Source organism: Cellulomonas fulva, from assembly GCF_018531375.1.
Lineage (GTDB): Bacteria > Actinomycetota > Actinomycetes > Actinomycetales > Cellulomonadaceae > Cellulomonas > Cellulomonas fulva.
Genome location: NZ_JAHBOH010000001.1, coordinates 2238561 through 2262506, shown reverse-complemented (window position 1 = coordinate 2262506; position 23946 = coordinate 2238561). Strand labels below are relative to the sequence as shown.

The window sequence follows — 23946 nt, the reverse complement described above, 5'->3', positions numbered from 1 at the left end:
GCGTCGGCGTCAGTCCTGGCCGGTGACCTCGCGCCGGCTCAGCGGCGTGCCGTCGCCGTCGAGCGCGAACCACGCGGTGTGCTCGCACGACGCGCAGGACACGAACGTCGCGGGCCGGCCGTCCGGGAGCGCCATCCGGATCCGGGTCAGCTGCGTCTCGCCGCACCGCACGCACGCCGCCGTCCCCGCGGGGAGCGGACCGGCCGGCTGGCTGATCGAGCCGAGCGGCACCTGCTGCGCCGCGGCCCTCCCGCGGGCCGACTCCCCCCTGCGCCGTGCCATCAGCCCTGCTCGCCCGGTCCGTCGGAGCCCGACCCGCGCAGCACGCGCAGGTGACCACGACGCGGCGCCTCCGCCAGCTCGGCGGGCTCGGCGACCGCGACGGCCGCCGAGCCCGCCGAGCTGGCGGCGGGCGGGCGGCCCGCCTCGCGCACCGCGTCGGCGAGCGCCAGCAGGTCGTCGCGGCTCGGGGCGAGCTGCTCGAACTCCGGGAGCAGGCGCACGACCTCCCAGCCGCGGGGCGCGGTCAGACGCTCGGCGTGCTCGACGCACAGGTCGTACGAGTGCGGCTCGGCGTGCTGCGCGAGAGGTCCGAGCACGGCGGTCGAGTCGGCGTAGACGTAGGTCAACGTCGCGACCGCGGCGCGGACGCACGCCGTGCGCGAGCACTGCCGAACGGATCTCACGCGCCGCAACCTACCCCCGTCGGCCCCCGGGCGTCGCCCCTGGCGCGCCGTCCGCCGCCGTAGAGTGCGCGTGTGAGCTCGTCGGGACCCGTCCAGCCGGTGCGTCGCCGCGACCGTCGGGGCCGCGGCCCGCGCGGTCCCCTCATGCCGACGACGATGCCCGCGTTCCGCACGCGCGCGCAGCGGTTCGACGACCTGGTGCTCGACGCGGTCGAGCACCTCGAGCGCCACTGGGGCCGGCAGATCGAGGGCACCGAGTTCGCGGTCGAGGACGTGCCGCCGTCGAACCCGGCCCCCTGGGAGCACGGGGGCGTGCCGCTCGGGCGGTACTTCCCCGCGGACGCGGGGCTCCCGCCGCGCATCGTCGTCTACCGCCGGCCCGTGGAGTCGCGGGCGGCCGACGCCACCGACCTCGCCGACCTGGTGCGCGACGTCGTCGTGGAGCAGGTCGCCCACATGCTCGGCCGCGACCCGCAGGAGATCGACCCGACCTACGGCGACGAGCCCGGCCGCTGACGCGCCCGGGGTCGTCGGGTCGCCGTCAGGACCCCAGACGCGGGTCCTGGCGCACCACCACGCCGTCCGCGACGTCGGGCTGCTGGGCCGGGACCAGGACGGAGAGCAGCGTGCCGTCGCTCTGCGGGACGCCCGCGACCAGCCCCGTCGCGAGCCAGGTGCCGCCCGCCCCGTCCGCGTCGTCGGGCACCACCTGGACGCCCGCGACGACGGCGCCCGCGGGCGCGAGGTCGGCGACCGTCCACCGGTCGGTGCGCCCCGTCCGGACCTCCACGTGCGTGCGGGCGACCGTCGAGCCGTCCGTCCCGACCAGCCGGAGCGTCGCGCCCACGCGGGCCTCGGCGTCCGCGGCGAGGTCGTCCTGCGCCGCGACCGCGCCGAGGATCAGCGAGCCGGCCGCGCCGTCGGGCACGGCCACCATGCCGCCGGACGTCGCGACGGACGCGATCCAGCCGCGCTCGCTCGTCGGGACCGTCGGGTCCTGCTCGGTGGGGTCGCCCTCGCGCAGGAGCATGGCGCCCGCGACGACGGGACGGTCCGCGTCCACGACGAACGTGTAGGCGCCGGCGGGCAGCCCGCCGAGCGGCACGTCCGTCACGGTCCCGGGCGGGAGCTCGAGCGCCTCGGCGCCCGGCAGGTCCTGGACGCCGTCCGGGCCGAGCAGGCGCACGCGTGCGGTCGCCGCTCCCCCGCCCGGCGCGAGCAGGCGCAGCACGCCCGCGTCCGCGCCGTCGACCTCCGTCGCCGGCAGCGAGACCGCCGGCAGCACCTGCCGCCGCGCGGCGGGCGCGCCCGGCACCACGAGCTCGGTGCCCGTCGGCGTGAAGCCCTCGAGCGTCGAGTCCTGCACGTGCGCGGCGACCCGGCCGCCCGTCGCCGTCACGTGCACGGCGATGCGGCGCTGCTCGGGGGCGAGCCCGCCGAGCACGACGACCCGCTCGCTGCCCGGTGCGACCAGGTACTGCTCGGTGTCGAGGTCGACCTGGCCGGTCGGGCCGAAGACGTCGAGGTGCACCACCGCCGGCGTGGTGCCGGGGTTCTGCAGGACCAGCAGCGCGGTGGCGCCGAGCTCCGTGGATCCCCCGACGAGCCACGCGTCGGTGGTCGCGACCTGGCACGACGCCGCGGCGAGTCCGCGCAGGTCCCCGCGGCTGACGACCGAGCCGCCCGCGGCGGCGACGGCGGCGCGCTCGTCGGTCGGCCGGGCCAGCACGACGAGCGGGTCGTCCGCGGGCGCGACCGTCGCGGCGTCCGTGCCGGTGCCCAGCGTCGCCTGCTCGTCGGTGCCGTCGAGCGTCGTGACCTCGGCACCGCCGCTCGACGTCGCTGCGACGACGACGGAGGTGACCGGGTCCACGGGGACCGGGTCGAAGTCGTCGTCGCCGCCGTCGTCCTCGGGCAGCACCAGGGGGCCCGGGCAGACCAGGCGCGTCGGCGAGGGCGGGACCTGCACGAGCGTGCCGCCGCCGGGGACGTCGGAGGCCGCCGCGTCGGGGGGCGTCGTCCCCGTGCTGCCGACGACGACCGCCGCCGCGAGCGCGAGCACGGCCACCCCCGACGCCGCGCGCGTGAACCGGGCCACGTTGGCGCTCATCGTCCCCTCCGTCGTCGGACCGGCAGCGCGAGCAGGAACGTCAGCGCCAGGACCAGCACCTGGGCCGCCTGCAGCGGCCGGCGCAGCGGCGGGTCGTGGACCACGACGAGGTGACCGCCCTCGGCGCCGAGGTCGAACGTCTGCCGCCAGCCGTTGTCGACGGCACGCAGCGAACGCCCGTCGAGGGTCGCGCGCCAGTACGGGTCGGTCCGCTCCGCCAGGACGAGCAGCCGCGAGGACGTGCCGGCGCCGACGCGGGTGTCGACCCAGCGACCGCGGGCGGGGACGGGCTCGGCCGGCGTCGCCGGGTCGGCGAGGTCGTCGCCCTGCGCGACCGTGCGGGCCCAGGACCGCACGACGACGGGAGCCGTCTCCCCGGCCGCGGCGACGCGCCAGAGCACCCCCGAGCTGTTCTGCGTGACCCGCTCCAGGCCCGCGGTCGCGTCCAGCTCGGCGACCAGCGCGTCGCGGGCGCGACGCGACGCGGCGCGGTCGGTGGCGGCGTCGCCGGGGTCCCCGCCGGCGGCGACACCGGTTCCGGTGCCGGTGCCGGTCGTGGTGCCGGTCGTGGTGCCGGTCGTGGCGCCGATGGATGGCACGAGCACGTCGGACACCGCGAGCGCCGCGAGCGGGCCGGCGACGTCGCCGGTCGCGCCCTGCGAGATCCGGGCCACGAGGGCGGCGACCTCCTGCGTCGCCGGGTCGTCGGACGCGACCTGCGCGGGCTCGCCGGGCGCGCCGTCCGCGAGCCGGAGCGTGCCGACCGCGGCCGCGTCGTCGACCAGCTGGGCGCCGTCCGCGCGCAGGAGCTGCCAGGAGACGACGAGGTCGCCGGCCGACCCGTCGGGCGACGCGGCACGCTCGACCGCGAGCGCCAGGACCCGCGACGCGTCGGGCGACTCCTGCGACTGACGGCCGACCGCGGGCACGACGGCGCCCTCGGCGGTCGACAGCGCGAGTGCCGGCCCGTCGTGCGCCTGCACCGCCCAGCCGACCGCCCACAGCGCAGGGACGCCGACGGCCACGACCGTGACGGTCCCCACGACGAGCTGCCGCCAGCCGAACGACGAGGCCGCGAGGCGGCGGCGCACGCCGTCGGCGCCGAGCAGAGCCGCGGTGAGCAGGCCCAGCAGCGTGAGCGAGAGCGCGGTTCCGGTCCACCCGTACGCCACCTCGCCGTCCTGGACGCCGACCGGCAGCAGCGCGGTCCCGGTGGCGGCGGCCAGACCCGTCGCGGCGACGACCCAGCCGAGCCGGACCGCGCGCGCGCCCGGGCCACGCAGGAGCGCGAGCACCGCGATGCCGAGCACGACCGCGACGAGCGCGTACGGCCAGGCGCGGGTCACCGCGTCCGGCACGGACTCGGGCACGAGGGCGGCCGCGTCGGAGGGCGTGCCGAGCAGCCGTTCGAGCGCGCCCGCCGGCTCGGTCGCGAGCGTGAGGCCGGGGTCCGCGACGAGCAGGCGCAGCCCGGACACCCCGCGGCCCACGGCCGCCACGAGCAGGGGCGCGCTCACCAGCAGCGCCGGCAGCAGCGCCGCGACCAGCCGACGCCGGTGGCGCGGTGCGCACAGCGCCGCCACCAGGGTCGCGACAACAGCGGGCACCAGGAGCGCGGGGGCGGCGGCGACCGTGGCCGCGAGGGCGAGCGCCGCGGCGGCGGCGGCCGTGACCGAGCCGGTCGGGAGCGGGGCGCCGACCCAGCGCGCCGCCTCGTCGTCCTCCTCGACCGTCTCGACGACCTCGCGCACGGCATCCGGGTCGTCGGCCTCGTCGGGCGGCAGCGCGCCCGTGGGGTCGTGGGGCGCGCCGTCGCCGGCGGGCTCCTCGTCCCCGTGCTCAGCTGTCGGGTGCTCAGGGGTCGGGTGCTCGTCGGGCACGTGCTCGGTGGTCGAGGCGACGGGTCCGTCGCTCGCGGGCTCGACGACGGACCGCAGCTGCTCCTGCTCGGGCGAGCGCTGCGCGGTGAGCACGCCGGACACGACGCGGTCGACGCGGTGCACGCCGACGGCCCGCGCCATCCCGAGCGCGACCCACGGCAGCAGCACGTGCGCGAGCACCGGACCGAGGCGACCCTGGCCGACGCCGAGGAGCAGCGCGGGAGCGAACGCCCAGACCACGCCGGCCCACGCGCGCAGGACCACCGACCGCGTCGCGGCACCGGCCGCGAACCAGGCGGACACCCCGGCGAGGAGCACCGACCCGAGCACGACGAGCCCGGCCGCGCGGTCGGGCCCGCCGAGGAGCACCGAGGGGACGGTCATGACCTGCAGCAGCGCGTCGGAGGGGCCCGGCGCCCCGAGCCCGCCGGACACCCACCAGGACATCGCCGCGTCCCAGAGGTCGCCCAGGTCGCCGGCGAGCGGCAGGAGCGCCCCGCCCACCAGCCGCGCGCCGCCCGCGACCGCGGACACCAGCGAGCCCGCGGCGAGCACGACGAGCGCGAGCAGGGCGACGACGAGCGCGGCGAGGCCGGCGCGGCGGCGGGTGGCGAGGGCGGCGAGCTCGCTGAGCTCGAGCTCGGACGGCGCGCGCACGACGCGGCGGGCCTCGGCGCGCGCGAGGCGCCGGTCGCGCGCCTGGCGCCACACGTCTCGCCAGCCGGCCTGGAGCGGCCACAGCGCACGCCGGGGCAGCCGCCGCGTGCGTGCCGCCCGGCGCCGCGCGGCGGTCACGGCGCCCACGCTGAGCAGCGCGCGCAGCGGACCGCGCAGCTCGTCAACGGCGAGCCCGGGCTGCTTGGCCGAGACCTGCACGAGCGCGCGCACCACGGAGCTCGCGAGGACCAGCAGCACGACGACCGGCAGCAGGGGCAGCGCCGCGGTCGCGAGGCGCTGGTGCGTCACCGCACGGCGCCGGGCGCGGAACGAGCGCGCGGGGTCGCCGTGGTCGTCCTCGCCGTCGCCGTCGGCGTCCACCGGCGGCAGCGCGACGCCCCGCAGGCCCAGGTAGCCCGCCTGCGCGTGCCGCACGACGGCCGCGGGCACGACCACGACGCGGTGGCCGGCCAGCCGCGCCCGGCGGGACAGGTCGAGGCCGTCGCCGAACGGTCCGAGCGCGGGATCGGGCCCGCCGAGCTCGTCCCAGACGTCGCGGCGCACCAGCGCGCCGGCGAGGCCGACGCCGAGCACGTCGTCCCGGGCGTCGTGCTGGCCCTGGTCCAGCTCCCCCGGCTCGACGTCGGTCATCCGCCGCCCGGAGCGTGAGGTGCGCAGGCCGACCTCGAGCAGGCGCTCGGGATCCGTCCAGGTGCGCTGCTTCACGCCGGCGACCACGACCGAGGGCGCCCGGCCGACCGCGCGCACCAGCTCCGCGAGCGCCGAGGGCGCGGGGGCGGTGTCGTCGTGCAGCAGCCACAGCCAGCCCGTCGTCGGACCCTGGTCCGCGCCCAGCGCGTCGCGGACGGCCGCGCCGAAGGTCCGGGCGCCCGGCGCGCGCACCACGTCGACCCGCGGCTGCGGGCCCGGCACCGCCGCGAAGGCGCGCTCGACCTCGAGCCGCAGCGCGTCGTGCGCGCCCGGGCCGTCCTCGTCCCCGGCGCTCACGTCGACGACGAGCACGCGCGGCGGGCGACGGACCTGGCCCGCGAGCGCCGCGAGCGACGTCCCGAGGTAGGGCGTGCTGCCCTGGGTGACGACGACCGCGGTCACCGACGTCGTCGGTGACGGGTCCACGGGCAGGCGGGTCTCAGTCATGCTCGGGCCATGATGCACGGGTCGGCGCAGCCCGTCGGGAGCGACACTCGCCTGCCGGCGCGCGGCCGCACGCCGGCAGGCGCTCCGAGCAGCACCGGGTCAGACGACCCGGCGCTTCAGCTTGCGGCGCTCCCGCTCGGACAGGCCGCCCCAGATGCCGAACCGCTCGTCGTTGGCGAGCGCGTACTCCAGGCACTCGCCGCGCACGTCGCAGCCGGAGCAGACCTTCTTGGCCTCGCGCGTCGAGCCGCCCTTCTCGGGGAAGAACGCCTCGGGGTCGGTCTGGGCGCACAGCGCGCGCTCCTGCCAGCCCATCGGGCCGTCGTCGTCGGGCGACCCGAACAGCGACAGCACGTTGGAGCTCGGCGCGGCGACGGGCGTGTGCGCGTCGGAGGGGAAGTCACGGGTCAGCGGCAGGGGCGTGGGCCCGGCCGCACCAGGGAACGCAGAGCGCTCGGAGGTGGTCCCGTCATCGTCGAGCAGGTGCCACATGGTGCCTCCGGTCGGTGCAGGTGATGCTCGGTCGAGACGGGCGGGCGGGGCTCGGCTCGGGTGCGGTGTCCCCGGCGGGGTTCCCGCGTCGGTCCCGTCTCGGTCCCGCGCGGCTGGTGACGCTCGGAAAGGATTCGGACACCATGAATTACACGCGTGTCGTTCCGGACCGTCAAGCGGAGGCGTGGTAGTTGTCCCGATTTGTCGGGTGAACTTCACCGAACAGGTCGCGGTGAGGACGGCGCGGCGCCTCGACGGGGCGCCGCGAGGCCGTCGCGCGGGCTCTGGCCCGCCGCAGCCCGTCGCGGTCCGTCGTCGCCACCCTAGGGTCGTGGCATGGCACCCGACACCACCCCGACCCCCGACCCCGCCTCCGGGCGGCGCGACGACAGGACGCACGCCCAGACCCCCGTCCGCCCGGCGCCCGCCGACGTGGCGGCCCTCCTGCGGGCGCTGCTGCGCGAGCCGGGTCGCCCGCGCGTCACGTGGTACGGGGACGAGGGCGAGCGCGTCGAGCTGTCCGGGGCGGTGCTCGAGAACTGGGTGAACAAGACCACGAACCTGCTCGTCGAGGAGCTGGACGCGGGGCCGGGCACCGTCGTGGCCCTCGACCTGCCGGCGCACTGGCGGACCGTGCCGTGGACGCTCGCCGCCCTGCGCGCGGGCGCGACGCTCGCGCTCGGCCCGTCCACCGACGCCGACGTCGTCGTGACCGCCGCGCCCGACGACGCCACCGTGCCGGCGGGGGCCCAGCTCGTCGTCGTCACCCTCCCCGCGCTCGCGCGGCGCGCCGCCGGGCCGCTGCCGGCGCACGCGCTCGACGCGGCCGCGTCCGTCATGACCTACGGGGACGCGCTCGGCTGGGTGGCACCCGCCGACCCCGCGAGCGCGGCGCTCGTCGGCCCACTCGTCGGCGCCGACCTCGACGCGGACCCCGGGTCCGGCGCGCAGCACGTGCCGCACGTGCCGCACGTGCAGCACGGCGCGCTCGGGTCGTGGTGGGCCGGGCTGCCGTCCGACCGCCTCCTCCTCGCACCGGACGGTGCCGCGGTGTGGCTGCGCCGTGTCCTCGGCACGCTCGCCGCCGACGGCTCGCTGGTCCTGCTCAGCGCCGGGCGCGCCGACGAGCTCGGCCGTGACGGGGCCGCGCTCGACCGCCTCGTGGCCTCCGAGCGGATCACCGCGAGCACCGGGCTTCCCGGTCGGCTGCCCGGTCCCGTCACCTGAGCGCCGGCACGCGACCCGACGCCGCGGGTCCGGTACACGCCGTGCCATGTCGTCGACGAGCGGGCCGCGCGCGGTGAGACTGGGCGCGACCTGCCCTGGGCAACGAAGGCGGCACACATGCGCTCCACCCACCTGACGACCGCTCCCGCGCGCCGACGCGCGACCTCCCTGCGCCGCGTGGCGGCCGCCGCGCTCCCGCTGGCGCTCGCCGTGGCGGTGCTCCCCGCGCCCGCGGGGGCCACCGTCGCGACCGACGCCCGCGCCGTGGCACCTGCGGTCGTGCCCGCCGCCACGGCCGACAGCCGCCCCGGGAGCACCCGCACGCTCGCGCTGGCGGCGTCCGCGGGCGACCCGCGCGTCGCGACGCGTACGGCGTCGGGCTCGCGCTTCTACCTCGCGGCCGTGACGTGGGACGCGGGCGCGGCGGCCGACCTCGACGTCCGCATCCGGGTGCGGACCGCCTCGGGCTGGTCGCCGTGGGCGACGCTCGCGGCCGAGGACGACCACGCCCCGGACGCGGTCGCGGGCGCGAGGTCCGCCGAGAAGCGGGCCCGATCCGGCCAGCCGTCCGACGAGCGGCCGGGGCGCGCCGGCACCGAGCCGTACGTCACCGCCGCCGCGGACGCGGTCCAGGTCCGGGTGCACGGCGACGGCCCGCTCCCCCGGGGCCTGCGCCTCGAGACCGTCGACCCCGGCATAGCGGCCCCGGACGCCGCCGCCGGCGGCACCGAGCCGACCTCCGCGTACGTCACCGACGCGCAGGCGGCCGGCCCCACGGTGGGTGCGGCGACGACGAGCGGCGCGACGACGGCCGCGAGCCAGCCGCAGCGGCTGGTCCCGCAGCGGCCCGCGATCCTGTCCCGCGCCGCGTGGGGCGCGCAGGAGTCGATGCGGGGCAACTACGGCGAGGACGTCTGGTACGGCGAGATCAAGGGCGGGTTCGTGCACCACACCGCCGGGTCGAACAGCTACTCGGCCGCCGAGGTCCCCGCGATCATCCGGTCCATCTACCGCTACCACGTGGTCAGCCGTGGCTGGGACGACATCGGGTACAACTTCCTGGTCGACCGGTTCGGTCGCATCTGGGAGGGCGCGTACGGCGGGGTCGGCCGGCCGGTCGTCGGGGCGCACACCAAGAGCTACAACTCGTCGTCGTTCGCCATGTCCGCGATCGGCGACTTCACGAGCGTGGTCCCGTCCTCGAAGGTCCTCGACGCGTACTCGGCGCTCTTCGCGTGGAAGCTCGGCCTCTCGGGCGTCTGGGACGCCCAGGGCACGTCGCACTACACGTACCCCGGCTCGCGCGACCAACGGACCATCGCCGGTCACCGCGACACGAAGGCCACGGCGTGCCCGGGGCAGATGCTGTACGACCGCCTGGGCACCATCCGGTCGGGTGCGGCGCGCCGGCTCGCCGCGGTCCCGGCCCGGCTCACGCTGGACGGCCCGTCGACCGCCGTGGCCGGCCGGCCGACGACGCTGACCGCGCAGTGGGTGCGCGGCGGCATCCCGGTCGACGGGAAGGTCAACCTCCAGCGCCGGTCGGGCTCGTCGTGGGTGCACGTCCGTCAGCTCACGGTCACCGGTGGCCTCGCGACGGCGGACGTCACGCCGACCCGCAGCACGGCGTACCGGTTGCGGGCCTCCTCGAGCACACGGCCGGTCAACGTCGCGCTCGACGGGTCGCCCGGCACCAGCAACACGCTGAGCACGAGCGTCCGCGCGACGACCGGCACGCCGTCGCTCCGGCTCGACGGCGCCGCCGTGGCACGCGTCGGCGACCGCGTCGAGCTCGCGATCGTCTGGCGTGCCCCGGGCGGGCTCGTCGACGGACGCGTCAACCTGCAGCGCCGCTCGGGCTCGTCGTGGGTGCACGTGCGCCAGCTCGCGGTCGTCGACGGTCGCGCGACGACGACGCTCACGCCAGGCGGGTCCCACGGCTACCGGCTCCGCGCGTCGAGCGCGACCTGGCCGCGGGACGTGCCGCTGGCGCACCCGCGGGGCACCTCGAACACCTACTCGGTGACCGTCTACCCGCGGGCGTCGGCGCCGTTCGCGTGACGGCGCGCGGCCGGAGCGCGAACGGGCACGGTCAGCCGGTGATCGAGGAGATCCAGGCGCCCTTGAGCCCGAGCACGCTGCGGAAGGTCTGACCGCCGAGGCTGCGGGTGGCGCCGCTCGACGAGGTCGCGCGGACCACGTCGGCGGAGCCGCCCGCGGTGCGGGAGGTGACGCTCACCTGCGCGACGTCCGGCAGGCCGAACACCGAGCGCATGGTGGACTGGCTGACGCTCGCCGACCAGCGCCAGTTCGGGTTGACCGCCGGGTCGGAGCTCCAGTGGTCGTCGACGCTGCGCGTGTACGACAGCGCGGCGCTCCAGACGTCCTCGCTGTTCTCGGTACGGCCGCCGGACGACGAGAAGAAGTACGCCTTGACCCGGCTGCCGTTGGCGGTCAGGACGCGCGCGCCGGCCGCCCCGATGGTCGCGTCGACCGCGGCCTTCCACCGGGCGCCGTAGTACGGCTCGGCGACCTTGTCCCAGCCGCGGAACACCTGCGAGCGCGTGTCGTCGTACAGGTGGCAGTCGCACGAGCTGCTCACCGAGCCGAGGTCGGCCCACGCGTAGGACCGCGCCGCCACCACCTGCGCGCGCAGCGCGTTCATGGGCCACGACGAGGGCACCTCCGCGAGCCCGTACAGGTACTCGTCGCCGAGCTGGACGACGTCGACCGCGTTGACGTACCCGCCGAGGTTCTTGATCTCCATGCGCCCCCAGCGGTACGCGTTCGCGTCCGCGCCGGCCACCTTGACCGTGACGTCGCCGGAGCCCGCCCAGTACCGCGTGCTCTGCCACTCGACGTGCACGCCGCCGTTCGCCGACGCCGTGGTCCACGTCCGGGAGCCCACGGTCACCTTGAGCCGGCCCGACGAGGCCGCGACGGTGATCGGGGTGCCCGCCTGGGCCTCGGTCGCGATCGCCCCGTTCAGGCGCACGCGGGACTTGCCGGACGACGAGGTGAACGACGTGCTCGTCGTCCCCGTCCGCACCTGGACCCGCACGAGCTGGTCCGTGGGCGTGCTCGCCAGCTGGGAACCCGAGTAGTAGTGCTGCAGGATCGTGGTCGGCCCCGCGCCGTCGAGCGCCATGCCGTACGCGCCGTACTGCGACATCCCGACCCCGTGCCCGTAGCCGGCGCCGACGACACTGAACGACGACGGGATCCGCACGGCCCCGGGTACGAACCTCAGCTCCTCGCTGAGCCCGTAGGGGCTGGTCACGACGAGACCGGGCACGTCCGCGGACACGGCGCGCAGCCGCAGCAGCGCCGCGCCGGGCACGCTCGTCGTGATCGACGCCGCGCCCTTCGTGATCGTGACGCGCTTGACGTGGACCCAGCCGGCGCCGTCGTTGCGCTGCAGGTTCGCCGTGCCCGTGACGGCCCGGCCCGCGTACGTCCACGTCGCCGCGAGCCGTGCGGTGCCGTCGTCGAGCTGCACGGTGGACTGGCTCAGGTGCGGCGCGCCGGCCCGGAGCGGCTGCCCGACCACCTGCACCGTGACGGTCGCGCTGGTCCCCGCCGTGCCGGTCGTCGGGGTGCCGGGCGGCTCCGTCGCGGAGCTCGCGCGCAGGCGGTAGGACGTGGTCGACGTCGGCGCCACGGACGTGCGCGCGACGCCGTCGGTCACGGCGACCTGCCGCACGTGCACCCACGTCGAGCCGGACCGGCGCTGCAGGTTCACGCGCCCGGTCACGGGAGCGCCCTGGTGCACCCAGCTCACGGCGACCGGCACCGCACTCCCGGACGTCGTCGCCGCGACCGCGGACGCGACCAGCGCCGAGGTGGGCGTCGCCGCAGCCGCGGGTGGTGCCACGAGGAGCACCGCCGCGAGCCCGACGAACGCGATCAGGGCACCGATCCTGTGACGCATGGGCGTCAGTGTGACAGATGTGACTCGTCGCCCCGAGCGCCCGTCGTCGTCTTCACCCGCTCGCTAGCTCGCCAGGCGGGCACGCGCGCGGTCGCGCGCCGCGAGCCAGCGCTCCTGCAGCGCCACGTACTCGGTGCGCCAGGGCTTGAGCCACCCCGCCCAGTGGATGAGGCGCGGGTCCGTGACGACCTCCTGCGTCGGCAGCGCGTTCCACGCCTCCGGCAGCACCGCCCGGTCGGCCCCGGCGTACACGTTCAGCAGCTCCTGGTCGTTCATGCCGAACCGCTCGACCCACGGCAGCATCTCCTCGCCGAACCGGTCGGCACGCATGCGCTCGAGGTCCAGCACCAGGATGCCCGCGTTGAAGGCCACGAAGTCGAACGCGTGCCGCTGGTACGCCAGCCGCAGGAGCTCGTTCGCCGCCGTGGGGGACGTCCGCAGCCGCCGCGCGGTGCCGTGCAGGTTGCCGAACCCGGACGCCGCGCTGCGGGCCTCCGCGCTGCGGGCCGCCAGGGGCGCCCCGCCGAGGTCCCACCCGGCGAGCTCGCGCACGTCGCCGCACGGCAGCGTGTCGATGTCGACGTACGTGATCCGGGTCAGCTCCGGCAGCAGGTCCGGCAGCAGCAGGCGGTCCATCGTGGCGACGGTGATGTGCCGCAGCATGCCGAGCACCGGCCCGTAGTCCACGTGGTCGCACGGCAGCCAGGTGACGTGCACCTCGGGGAACTGCGCCGCCACGCGGTCGAAGTCCTCCTGGTCGTGGTCCCGGCACAGCACCCAGAGGTGCAGCGCGGCGTCGGTGTTCTCGACGAGCCCGGTCACCACGACCGCGAGCTCCTCCTTGAGGTTCCCGTCCAGCGCCAGCGCGATGTCGAGCTCGTCGCCGGCCCGCGGCTCCCGCGCCGGCACGTCGTGCGCCTCGGCACGGACGGTCGCGCAGGCCGCGGCGAGGTCGAAGGACAGCGCGGGCGCCTCCCCCGGCTCGGCCAGGCGGCGGCGCGCCTCGGCGACCTCGGGCTCGCACAGCTCCGCCCAGGCCGCACGGACCGTGGCCTCGTCCTCACCCGCGAGGATGCGGGTCGTGACGGCCTCGAGCAGGCGGCGGATCCGCTGCTGGATCGCGCGGCGCCCGTCCTCGTCGGCGTCGAGCAGCCCCGCGAACCGGACGTCGGCGCGGTTGTGCGGCTGGAAGTCGACGTCCGCCCCGATGGCCCACGCGGGCAGGAAGCAGTGCAGCCGCGACGTCACGACCGTGCCGAACTCCGACCGGTACCGCTCGAGCAGCGCGAGCGCGTCGAGCAGGTTCGGACCGGCGGCCGTCCACCGGACGTCGTCGCTCGCCTGCGTGATGTACTCGCCGCCCGCGGGCGCCTCGACGTCGACCCAGACGGGCGGGCGCTCGGGCGCGTCCGCGGCGCGGGGCGCGAGCGGCTCGTAGTACGCGTCGATGGTCGTCGTCAGGCACCCCGAGAAGAAGGCCGGGACACCCAGGCTCAGGAGCAGGTAGACCGTGTTCCAGTCCCGGCACCCCACGGGCGCGTTCGCCTTGAGGTACTCGACGGCCTCCGGCGTGAGCATGTCGCGCCGGTTGCAGTGGAAGGACACGAAGATCGGCCGGACGTTCTCGTGGAACGGGAAGTCGTAGCCCGTGCCGAACTGGCCGTGCATGTACCAGCCGAACGCGATCGTCCACGTCGCGGCCGGCACCGGGTTGTGGTGCGAGGCGTCGCGGTCGATGCGCACCAGGCGGACGGTGCGCTCGGCGGTGTCGAGGCGCAGGTCCTCGCGGACCCGGCCGTGCATCTGGGTCACCGCGTCGACGAGCTCGGGCTCGTCGCCCGTGATCGTCAGGTCGCGGTGCCGCAGCCAGTGCCCGAAGGCCGCCGCGGTCTGGACGTAGTCGCCGAGGTTGCTCGACGTGTTCTTGAGGTCCGGCTGCTTGTAGTCGATGACGCCGAGCGCCACGACGCCCTCGGGCGACGGCTCGGGCTCGACCACCGGCTCGAGCCACGGCTGCAGCCAGCGCACGCGCCGGGCGATCTCCTCGTCGCCGTCCGCCGCGGCCTGCGCCGCCGCGAGGAGCTCGCGCGCGACCTCGGTGCGACCGGTCGCCAGGCAGATCTCGGCGACGTGCAGCACGCCGGCGGCCGGCGCGTCGTCGTGCCGAGCCGCGACAACGGCACGGTCGATCATCGCCTCGTCCCGCGTCCGTCCCGCGACAGTGACGTACTCGACCAGGGCGTGGGTGCGCCACAGGTCCTCGGGGACCTCGGCGAACCGCGCCGCGGCGAGCTCCTCGAGGTGCTTCGCGGTGGCGACGACGGCTTCGCACAGCCGGCCGACGGCCGCCGTGGACTCCCGCTGTTGCAGGGCGTGCGCGAACGCGCGCACCTGCGCGTGCTCGGCCTCGGGCCGGCGCAGCAGGGCTCGCACGTGCGCCACGGCGGCGTCCTCGAAGGTCGCGCCGCGCTCGATCGACCGCACCAGCTCCGCGTCGCGGTGCAGCGCCTGCACGGCGCGGCGGTTGAGCGTCCGGGTCGCGAGGTCCGGCGCCGCGAGGGGCACCGGCCCGAGGTCCGCCGACCGTGCCCCGGCCGTCGCCGCGACGAGGCCGCGGTAGGCGTGCACGAGCTGGCGCAGCTCGGCGCGCGTCGCCTCGAGCCGCTCGGCGTTCCGGTCGACCACCGGCTCGGGCGGCGCCGGCGGCGCGACGGGCTCCGGACGCCGGCGGCGCACCTCGAAGGGCAGCCGGGCGGTGACCGCACGGACGACGCGGCGGCTGGACGAGCGCGGCCGGGACGTGGCCATGGTGGTTTCCTCCTGGGACGTGCACGCGGGCGCACCGACGATAGTGGACACCGTGGTGGCTCCGGCCCTCCGGAGGTCCCCCACGGCTGTGACGTTCACCGGGCGGCGGGTCAGCCCGCGACGGGTCCGCCGGACAGCACCGAACGGTAGAAGCGGTCCGCCCCGGCGGCGAGCACCGACCAGTCGCGGTCCTGACGCACCCACTCGCGCGCCGCCGCACCCAGCCGGTCCCGCTGCGCGGCGTCGTCGACGAGCTCGTCCAGCACGTCGGCCAGCGCGCCCGCGTCGCCCGCGGCGAACGTGCGGCCGGTGCGGCCGTCGTCGACGATCTCCGCCAGCGCCTCGACGTCCGAGGACACGACCGCGCGCCCCATCGCCATCGACTCGAACGGCTTCATCGGCGAGATCAGGCGGCAGACGTCGAGCGGCAGCCGCGGGAACGGCGCGATGTCCGTCAGGGACAGGTAGCGCGGCACCTGGGTGTGCGCGACGCGTCCGACGAACCGGACCTGGTCGTCGAGCCCGAGGCTCGAGGAGAGCGCCCGCAGCGCATTCTCCGCGGGGCCGTCGCCGACGACGACGAGCGCGACGTCCGCCCGGTGCCGCATCCGGGTCAGCGCGCCCAGCAGCAGGTCGAGCCCCTCGTACTCGACGAGCGAGCCCGCGTAGCCGAGCACGACCTTGCCCTGCACCCCGAGCTCGGACGCCAGCTCCTCGTCGCGCTCGAGCGGGGCGAACTGGTCGGCGTGCACGCCGTTGGGCAGCACACCGATCCGCTCGGCCGGCACGCCGCGCCGGATCATCTCGTCGCGCAGGGCGCCGGTCAGCGTGAGCACGCCGTCCGCCGCGAGGCACACCTGGGTCTCCATCTCGGCAAGGAACCGCCAGCCCTGGGTCCCCTTCACCTGCGGGCGGTTCGCGGTGACCATGAGGTCGCCGAGGCCACGCATCTCGTAGACGAACGGCAGGCCCGCCCGCCGCGCCGCGACGGCCGCGCCCGCTCCCGCGGAGTAGAACGACGACGCCTGCACGAGCGCGGGCCGATGCCGCTCGATCGCCTGCGTGACGTGACCGGCCTGCTGCTCCGTGTACACCGCGAGCGGGTGCTGCGGGTAGCGCCGACGGGCGTCGAGCGCGCGGTGGTACGGGATGCCGTCGACGACGTCGACGGTGGGGACGCTGCGGTCGTCCGACGCGGACCAGCGGTCGTAGGGGAAGCCCAGGCGGGTGAGGGCCTCGACGTGCCAGCCCTGGGCGGCGAGGCCCGTGAGGATGCCGTGCGAGCGGGTCGCGTAGCCCCCGGAGCGGATCGGCAGCGACTGCGACAGCACCGCGAGCAGCGCGTCCGGCCGGCTCTCGACGCTCGTCGTGGCGCGCGCCGGTGCCTGCCACGGCTCGGCCAGGTACGCGAGCCGGTCCGCGGCCTCGACGCGCACGCGCGCGATCTTCTCGCCCGTCGCGCCCGCCCGGGCGGCGAGCCGCGCGAGGCCCTCGGCCGCGGCGAGGTTGCCCTCCGTCATCTGCACCGACGCGGTGTGCGCGAGCGTCCGCGCGCTCGGCCACTGCAGGTCGGAGCGGTCGGCGAGCGCGGCCAGCTCGATCCCGAGGAGGTCGGGGCGCTCGACCGCGACGAGCACGCGGGTCAGCACCAGCGGGGCGTCGCTCCCCTCGCGCAGGCCGGCGAGCATCGCCTGCTGCTCGGCCGGGTCCTGCGGCCACTCCGCGACCGCCGCGAGCATGAGGGCGGTGCGGTCCAGCTCGGCGCGGCGGGACGGCCGCTGCCGGCCCGCGTAGGCCCGGGTGCGCTCGAGGTCGCCGAGCTCGGCCAGGACCTCGGCCACGCGCTCGCGCTGCGACCGGAGCGCGGGCGCCGGCTCGGCGAGCAGCACGTCGAGCGCCGCCAGGGCCTCGTCGCGCCGGTCCGCGGCGGCGAGCTGGCGCACCAGCGCCAGCCGCGGGCCGAGCCCGCTGACGTCCGGGACGCGCCCGGCGCGCAGCTGCGCGCGCACCCGGCCCGTGTGCACCCGGTCGACCGCGTCCTGCAGGCGGGTGGGCCCCAGCCCGGCGGGGACGCGCGCCAGGACGCGTCGGACGGTCAGCTGGGCCTGCTGGGTGAGTGCCACGGGTGTTCCTGCTCCTGCGTCGGGTGGTGAGGCGACTGGTGGTGCGACGAGCGTGGTCGTGCGACGAGCGTGGTGGTGCGACGAGCGTGGTGGTGCGACGAGCGTGGTGAGGCGGGTGGTGCGACGGGCCGGTGCCCGGGTGGGCCTGCGCGGGAGCAGGGCTCCGCTCAGACGTCCACGTGCGTGCGCGGGTCGCCGAAGAACTCCAGCCTGCCCGCTGCGGTGAGGAACGTCTCGTCGGAGACGGTCCAGGTGTGCCCCATGCGGTCCGTGCCGCGGACGCTGACGTACCCGAACCGGTCCGCCGAGAAGATCGGGACGCCGGCCGCCGCCGAGCGGTCGAGGATGTCGGTGTCCACGGCGCGCGGCAGGTGGTCGCCGAACCGCAGCTCCCGCACGACGTCGCCCTCGAACAGCATCGAGCCGCCCTGGACCCGCGTGCCGAAGCGGTTCTCGTGGTCCGGGTAGCGCAGCACGACGGCGCCCGTCGAGCGCAGCCAGACGTAGTGCGCCCACTTGCCCGCGAGGCCCGCGCCGCTGGACCGCAGCGCGTCCGCGAGGTCGGTGAGGTAGTGCGGCCCGTAGTGGTTGTCGTCGTCCATCTTCGCGACCAGGTCCCCGCTCGCGCGGTCGACGCCGAGGTTCATGCACCGGCCCAGCGTCGCCTCGACGGGCGCCTCCACGACCTCGAGCCGCAGCCCGAGCTCGCGCGCGCGGCCGGACAGGCGGTCGCCCTGACCGGTGATGCCGTGCAGCACCAGCACGAGCTCGAGGTCGACGTCGCGCTGCGTCGCCAGCTGGTCGAGCACGTGGTCGAGCTGGTCGGGCCGGTTCGTCGGGACCACGGCGGAGACGCTCCGGCCCCGCCGCGACGCCTCGAGCCCGGCCGCGTGGGCGAGCTGCTGGGCCCGCTCGTCGAACCCCTCGCGTGCGCTCGCGCGGCGCAGCAGCACCGCGTCCCGGTCCCGCAGCTCGGGCTGGGCGGCCCGCGCGCGCACCGAGTGGCGCGCGTCGCGCACGTCGCCCTCGACCAGCACGACGAGCCGGGCGACGGCGTCCGGCAGCCCGGCCGGGACCGCGCCGAGGACGTAGGGCGTGGTGCCCGCCCGTGCCGCGTCCAGGACGGTCTCGGCCGCACCGCGGACCCGGCCGTCGACGACGAGCGCGGCGTACCGGGCGAGTCCGCCGACGTCCAGCGTCGCGGCCTGCGCCGCGTCGACCGTCACCGGTGCCAGGTCCTTGCGTCCCGCGGCACCGCCCACGACGAGCGCGCGGTCGCCGCGCGGCTCGCCGTCGCGCGCCACCCACGAGCCGGCGACGGGCAGCACCGCGACCTCGCGCGGCGCCCACGCGCCGCACTGGCGCTCGTCGGCGACGAGCACGGCCGCCGCCCGCTCGAGCCAGGCGACGTCGCCGGGGCCGCCCGAGGTCGACCACACCACCAGGGGCGCGCCCGCCGCGAGCGCGCGCTCCACGAGGGCCCCGAGCGCGGCGCCGTCGGCCGTCCACCCCGCGGGGCGGCCGTCGACGACCTCGACGAGGAGCAGCGCGGGCGGCTCTCCGGCGGGCGCGGCGTCGGTCGCGCGCGCCTGGTCCCACTGCGCGGCCAGGCCGGCCGCGGTGCGGTCGCTCGCGACCACCCACGTCCGCAGCCCGGGCAGGGCCGGGCCGGGGCGGACGTCGGCCGGGGCGTCGGCCGCCGCGGCAGTGGGCCGGTCGGGCCGAGCGGACGGCGCGGCGGCGGGGCTCACCGAGCCCGGGGCGGGTGCGGGCCGCAGGCGCGAGGCCAGCCCGCGCAGACGTTCGTTGACCACGATCAGCTCTCCTCGGTACCGGCGGCGCCGATCGCCGCGACCAGCTCGTCCCGCAGCATCGTCGCGGTCGAGCGCACGTACGTGTCGGTGATGTGCGAGCCCTGGCGGTAGACCAGCACGTCGCCGATCACCGGGGCGCAGACGTCGGTCGGGCACACCCACCGGGTCATGTCGGCGACGCCCACGGTGTCGCCCATCGCCTGCGCCGCGGCCGTCTGCTCCGGCGCGGCGCTGTCCTCGATCCCCTCGGACCGGTCGAACGCGCACGTGGTGAGGGACTCCAGGTTCTCCGCCACGCACTCGTAGACGTCGTCCGGCGGCGCGGGGTTGTCGAGCAGCACGACGACGCGCGTGCCCAGGTCGGTGACCTCCTGCCAGCGCCGCTCCAGCCCCTCGACCATCGCGTCGGAGGACGAGTCGCCGCCCTCGGGGGGCATCGCGCTCGTCGAGCGCTGCGACGTGACCAGCACGTCCGGCGGCGCCGCGCGGAGCTCCGCGAGGACCGCGTCGTTCCACTGCGTGCACGTGTCGTACGGCGCGCCGTCCTGCGTCTGCACGACGTCCGCGAACGCGCACGCCGACTTGGTCCAGGTCGTGACGCGCCAGCCCTCGGTGCGTCCCACCTCGTCGAACGCCGACGTCCACTGCAGCGCCTTGGAGTCGCCCACCACGGCCACGTCGAGCGTGCCGTCGGGGTCGCCCCACGAGCACGGCTTCGGCTCGGCGCCGTCGGACTCGACCTGGCACTCCTGGTCGTAGGCCTCCGGCACGTCGTCCACCGCGTCGACCGGCGCGGGCGTGATGAACCGGGACGTGTCCTGCGGGGCCCCGGCCTGCGGGCCGTCGGCCACCAGCACCTCGGCACCCACGCGCGAGGTCGGGTCCTCGGGCTGCAGGTCCGGCGGCGCCGGCGGCGCCTTCGGCACCGCCAGCAGGATGGCCACGCCGGCGAGCACGCCGACCACCGTGCACGCGACGCCGACGACGAGCGCGTGCCGGGCGCGTGCGCCCACCCACGTCGAGAACCGCACCGGGTTCTCGACGAGCTTCAGGCTCAGCCACGCCGGGACGAAGGCCGCCGCGGTCACCAGGAGCCCGCGCTTGGCGCCGAGCTCGCCGCCCGCGGCGAACGTCGCCGCCACCACGAGCGGCCAGTGCCAGAGGTACAGCGAGTAGGACATGCCGCCCACCCAGACCATCGGCCGCCACGCGAGCAGCCGGGCCGGACCGCCGCCGCGGAAGCCCGCGACGACGACGGCCGCCGTCCCGAGCGTCGGCAGCAGCGCGGCCGATCCGGGCCACGGCGTCGTCGCGGACAGCACGAAGGCGCTCGCGACGATGGCCCCGAGCCCCGCCCAGCCGAGCACCGCGGACGCGAGCGCCGGCAGCCGCGACCACTGGGTCGCCCCGATGGCCACCGCAGCGCCGATCCCGAGCTCCCAGAGCCGGGTCGTCGTGACGAAGAAGGCGACCGCGGGCTGCGTCGAGGTCAGGTGCACGGACCACGCGAGCGAGGGCAGCACGATGAGGGCGAGCGCGACCGCCATGGTCGGCCGCACCTTCGCGCGCGTCCGCCGCACGACGAGCCCGACGAGCAGGAGCAGCAGCGGCCAGACGATGTAGTACTGCTCCTCGACCGCGAGCGACCAGAAGTGCTGCACGGGCGAGGCGCCGGTGCCCTCCGCCAGGTAGTCCACCGAGCGGTCCGCGAGCCGCCAGTTCACCACGTAGAGGGCCGCGGACACGATGTCGCCGCCGAACGCGCGCCACTGCGTGACGGGGATGAACCACCACGTCAGGAGCGCGGTGACGACGAGGACGACCGCGGTCGCCGGGAGCAGGCGCTTGGCCCGCCGCGCGTAGAACCGCGGCAGGGAGACCCGCCCCGTGCGCTCGAGCTCGCGCACCAGCAGGCCCGTGATCAGGAACCCGGACAGGACGAAGAAGATGTCGACGCCGACGAACCCGCCGGGGATCTGGTCGACCCCGGCGTGGTAGACCAGCACGAGGCCGACCGCGATCGCGCGCAGGCCCTCGATGTCGGGCCGGAACGCGGCCCCTCGCTGTCCGGCCGGCGCGCCGGCGCGCGCGAGGACGGTGTCAGACCCGGCCATGCGTCACCTCCGGCCTCGCGCTCGGCACGCTGTCACGCTCACACATCGGCGTACTCCCAGGGCTCTCCGTAGAACAGCACGCGCGACGGCTTGGCCAGCAGCTCGGCGTCGCTCACGCGCCACGTGTGGCCCGCGGTCCGGGCCGACCGCACCGAGACGAAGCCGAACCGGTCCGTCGCGTACACCCGCCCCCCGTGCGCGCGCACCTTGTCGAGGAAGGTCGTGTCCACGCGCCGGGGCAGGTCCTCGAACCGCAGGTCGCGCGCGACCTCGCGCTCCACCAGGATCGTGCCGCCCTGCACCAGGCGGGAGTAGCGCTGCTCGACCGCGGGGAACCGCAGGAGCACCGTGCCCGTCGACTCGAGGTAGGTCAGGTGGGCCCACTTGCCGACGACCTGCGCCGACGTCCCGCCGAAGGCGGCGACCAGGTCCGCGAGGTAGTGCCGGCCGTAGAAGTTGTCGTCGTCCATCTTGGCGACGTACGTGCCGTCGGCCGCGTCGACGCCGAGGTTCATGCACGCGCCGAGCGTGAGCGCGGAGTCCGCGGGCACCGCACGCACGTGCTCGAGGCCACGCTCGGCGCTCAGCGCCGCGAGCTCCGGGGCCGGGACCTCGAAGCCGTGCGTGACCAGGACCAGCTCGACCTCGGGGTGCGTCTGCCGGGCGACCGCGTCCAGGACGTCGCGCAGCCGGTCCGGGCGCATGGTGGACACCACGGCCGACACGCTCGCGGGCGGCGTCGCGCCCCGCCCCGCCGCCTCGAGCACCTGGCCCGCGCGCACCGTCGAGCTCCAGCCCGCGAGCGCCGCGCGCCGGGCGCGGTGCGCGGTGCGGTCGCGCAGCTCCGCGTGCCGCGCGAGCGCGGTCACGGTCCAGCGCGCCTGCTCCTCGTCGGGCACCGCGACGACGCCCGGGACCTGCTCGGCGACCCGCTCGCTCGTCGTGACGACGACGCTGCCCGCGGCGACGCTGCGCAGGAGGCCCGGCGTGACCCGGCCGTCCGCCACGTCGCCCGTCAGGACAGTGGTGTCCCAGGTGCGCGCGTCGGCGGGACGCGGCCGGGGCACGTGCAGCGCGGCCGCGGCGGCGCTCAGCACCGCGTCCTGCGGGCGGACCGCGCCCTCGTGCCGGTGCGCCGCGCCGCGGCGGCGGCGGGCACCGGGGCCTCGGCGGCGCGCGGAGAACGTCGCCCCGAGGACGCGCGCGTCGTCACCGCGCGCGACGTACGCGGCGCACCGCACCTCGTCGTCGACGCGGACGGCGCCCGCGCCCTGCGGACCCAGCGGTGCCGCGGGGTCCCGCACCGTGTCCCACAGCACGCTCGGCACGCCCGCCGTGGCGGCGGCCGCGAGCGCGGCGGCGGCGGCCTCGGGCGTCAGGTCGTGCGCGGTCCCCGCTCCTCCGGTCCACTCGACCAGGACGACGTCGACCGCACGCACGTCGAGCGTCCCGGCGTCGGCACGGCGCTGGGTCCACTCGTCCGCCAGCAGCTCCGCGAGCCGGTCCGAGGCGAGCACCGCGACGACCTCGCGACGCGGCGCCGGGCCGACCCGGTCAGCGCGTGCGGGCAGCGCGACGTCACGGCCCGCCCGCCGCTCGCCGACGCGGCGCGCGGCGTCGTCGCGCCAGCGCCGCACCGGCCGCAGGAGCGCGCCGCGGCGCCCGCGGGCCTGCGTCACCCGCGCGCCCGCAGCTCGGCGACCAGGACGTCGGCGATGCGCTCGCCCGCGTGCCCGTCCCACAGCGGCGGCACCGGCCACGCCGCCGGCCGGCCGGCGGCCAGCGCGTCCGCGACCGCCTGCGGCAGCGCCTCGCGCGTGACCAGGCGGTTGGTGCCGTGCGTGATGGTGACGGGGCGCTCGGTGTTGGGTCGCAGCGTGAGGCACGGCACGCCGAGGACCGTGGTCTCCTCCTGCACCCCGCCCGAGTCGGTCACGACGAGCTGCGCGCCGTCGACGAGACCCATGAAGTCGAGGTAGCCGAGCGGGTCCGTCACGGACACGCCCGCGTGGTCGAGCAGCCCGGCGTCCTCGAGCCGGCCGCGGCCACGCGGGTGCAGCGGCAGCACGACCCGCACCTGGTCCGCGACGGCGTGCACGGCCGCGACGAGCGCCGCGACGTCCGCCGGGTCGTCCACGTTGCCGGGCCGGTGCAGCGTGGCGACCGCGTAGGGCTCGTCGGGCAGCCCCAGCGCGGCCACCACGTCGGGGGTGAACCGGTCGCGCGCCGCGAGCAGCGTGTCGATCATCGGGTTCCCGACGAGGTGGATGCGCTCGGCCGGGACGCCCTCGTGCGCCAGGTGCGCGATCGCGTCCGGGCTCGTCGCGAGCACGACGTCGGAGAGCCGGTCGGTGACGACCCGGTTGACCTCCTCCGGCATCGTCCAGTCGAAGCTGCGCAGACCCGCCTCGACGTGCGCGATCGGGATCTGCAGCTTCGCCGCGACGAGCGCCGCCGCCACGGTCGAGTTCACGTCCCCGTAGACGACGACCATCGCGGGCCGGCGCTCGAGGAAGACCGTCTCGAGCGCGGTCATGATCGCGGCGGTCTGGCCCGCCTGCGTGCCCGAGCCCACGCCGAGGTTGATGTCGGGGCGCGGCAGGCGCAGGTCCCGGAAGAAGACCTCGGACATCTTGTCGTCGTAGTGCTGACCGGTGTGCACCAGGACCTGCTCGACCTGGCGCGCACGCAGCGCGGCGACGACGGGCGCGGCCTTGGGGAAGTTGGGACGGGCACCGGTGACGTGCAGCACGGCGTGGGACATCCGCAGGGGTCTCCTCGACGACGGGAACGGGGGCGCAACGGCTTCGCGCCGGCCCGACCGCGCAGGTCGCGCACGCAGGTCGCGTGCGCAGCCGGTGCCGCGGGGCGAGCCGGCACGACGTCCGCGGTGCGGCTGCGGGATGCGCCTGCGCGACGCGGGTGCGGGGCGCAGGTGCACGTGCA

Annotated in this window: 15 protein-coding genes; 3 read left to right on the top strand and 12 right to left on the bottom strand. The window is 76.9% G+C overall.

The window, feature by feature from the left end:
• Window positions 1-9: 9 nt before the first annotated feature.
• Both KIN34_RS10055 and KIN34_RS10050 read right to left on the bottom strand, forming a co-directional pair.
• Window positions 10-282 (bottom strand): hypothetical protein, encoded by a 273-nt coding sequence (locus KIN34_RS10055; protein WP_214349912.1) that lies wholly within the window; start codon window positions 280-282, stop codon window positions 10-12.
• The gene (locus tag KIN34_RS10050; protein ID WP_214349909.1) at window positions 282-686 is read right to left on the bottom strand and encodes a DUF3499 domain-containing protein; all 405 of its coding nucleotides are present in this window, start codon (window positions 684-686) and stop codon (window positions 282-284) included. The genes KIN34_RS10055 and KIN34_RS10050 overlap by 1 nt, the downstream gene beginning before the upstream one ends.
• A 144-nt stretch (window positions 687-830) precedes the next feature.
• Between KIN34_RS10050 and KIN34_RS10045 the strand changes: the two genes are divergently transcribed.
• Entirely contained in the window at window positions 831-1202 is a 372-nt protein-coding gene (locus KIN34_RS10045) for a metallopeptidase family protein (RefSeq protein WP_214349906.1), read from the top strand.
• Window positions 1203-1227: 25 nt separating this feature from the next.
• On the opposite strand, the gene KIN34_RS10040 is transcribed toward KIN34_RS10045, so the two are convergent.
• The 3 genes from KIN34_RS10040 to KIN34_RS10030 form a co-directional block, all read right to left on the bottom strand.
• Complete coding sequence (locus KIN34_RS10040; protein ID WP_214349904.1) at window positions 1228-2796, bottom strand: DUF5719 family protein; 1569 nt, start codon at window positions 2794-2796, stop codon at window positions 1228-1230.
• Window positions 2793-6491, bottom strand: a complete 3699-nt coding sequence (locus KIN34_RS10035) for a glycosyltransferase family 2 protein (protein WP_214349901.1) — start codon at window positions 6489-6491, stop codon at window positions 2793-2795. The genes KIN34_RS10040 and KIN34_RS10035 overlap by 4 nt, the downstream gene beginning before the upstream one ends.
• A 99-nt stretch (window positions 6492-6590) precedes the next feature.
• On the bottom strand, window positions 6591-6806 hold the full coding sequence (locus tag KIN34_RS10030; protein WP_214352013.1) for a WhiB family transcriptional regulator: 216 nt from the start codon (window positions 6804-6806) through the stop codon (window positions 6591-6593).
• 513 nt (window positions 6807-7319) lie between these two features.
• Here KIN34_RS10030 and KIN34_RS10025 point away from each other — a divergent pair.
• Window positions 7320-8210: a TIGR03089 family protein gene (locus tag KIN34_RS10025; protein ID WP_237689080.1), complete on the top strand. Its 891-nt coding sequence runs from the start codon at window positions 7320-7322 to the stop codon at window positions 8208-8210.
• Window positions 8211-8327: 117 nt separating this feature from the next.
• On the top strand, window positions 8328-10271 hold the full coding sequence (locus KIN34_RS10020) for an N-acetylmuramoyl-L-alanine amidase (RefSeq protein WP_214349898.1): 1944 nt from the start codon (window positions 8328-8330) through the stop codon (window positions 10269-10271).
• A 31-nt stretch (window positions 10272-10302) separates the two neighbouring features.
• Here KIN34_RS10020 and KIN34_RS17385 read toward each other — a convergent pair whose 3' ends face one another.
• The 7 genes from KIN34_RS17385 to wecB all read right to left on the bottom strand — a co-directional run bounded on the left by KIN34_RS17385 (window position 10303) and on the right by wecB (window position 23764).
• Window positions 10303-12141 carry a SpoIID/LytB domain-containing protein gene (locus KIN34_RS17385; RefSeq protein ID WP_214349895.1) on the bottom strand — a complete coding sequence of 613 codons (1839 nt, stop codon included), beginning with the start codon at window positions 12139-12141 and terminating at the stop codon, window positions 10303-10305.
• A gap of 63 nt (window positions 12142-12204) precedes the next feature.
• Entirely contained in the window at window positions 12205-14949 is a 2745-nt protein-coding gene (locus KIN34_RS10010) for a glycosyltransferase (protein WP_214349892.1), read from the bottom strand.
• A gap of 110 nt (window positions 14950-15059) precedes the next feature.
• Window positions 15060-17072 carry a glycosyltransferase family 4 protein gene (locus KIN34_RS17380; protein WP_214349889.1) on the bottom strand — a complete coding sequence of 671 codons (2013 nt, stop codon included), beginning with the start codon at window positions 17070-17072 and terminating at the stop codon, window positions 15060-15062.
• A 167-nt stretch (window positions 17073-17239) separates the two neighbouring features.
• The gene (locus KIN34_RS17375) at window positions 17240-18886 is read right to left on the bottom strand and encodes a glycosyltransferase family 2 protein (RefSeq protein WP_214349886.1); all 1647 of its coding nucleotides are present in this window, start codon (window positions 18884-18886) and stop codon (window positions 17240-17242) included.
• A gap of 2 nt (window positions 18887-18888) precedes the next feature.
• A complete protein-coding gene (locus tag KIN34_RS09995; RefSeq protein ID WP_214349883.1) occupies window positions 18889-21000 on the bottom strand; it encodes an acyltransferase family protein in 2112 nt (703 codons plus the stop codon).
• Window positions 21001-21038: 38 nt separating this feature from the next.
• Window positions 21039-22679, bottom strand: coding sequence for a glycosyltransferase family 2 protein (locus KIN34_RS16795; RefSeq protein WP_307858181.1), 1641 nt, complete (start codon window positions 22677-22679; stop codon window positions 21039-21041).
• Window positions 22676-23764, bottom strand: a complete 1089-nt coding sequence (gene wecB / locus KIN34_RS09985; protein WP_214349880.1) for a non-hydrolyzing UDP-N-acetylglucosamine 2-epimerase — start codon at window positions 23762-23764, stop codon at window positions 22676-22678. The genes KIN34_RS16795 and wecB overlap by 4 nt, the downstream gene beginning before the upstream one ends.
• Window positions 23765-23946 lie beyond the last annotated feature (182 nt).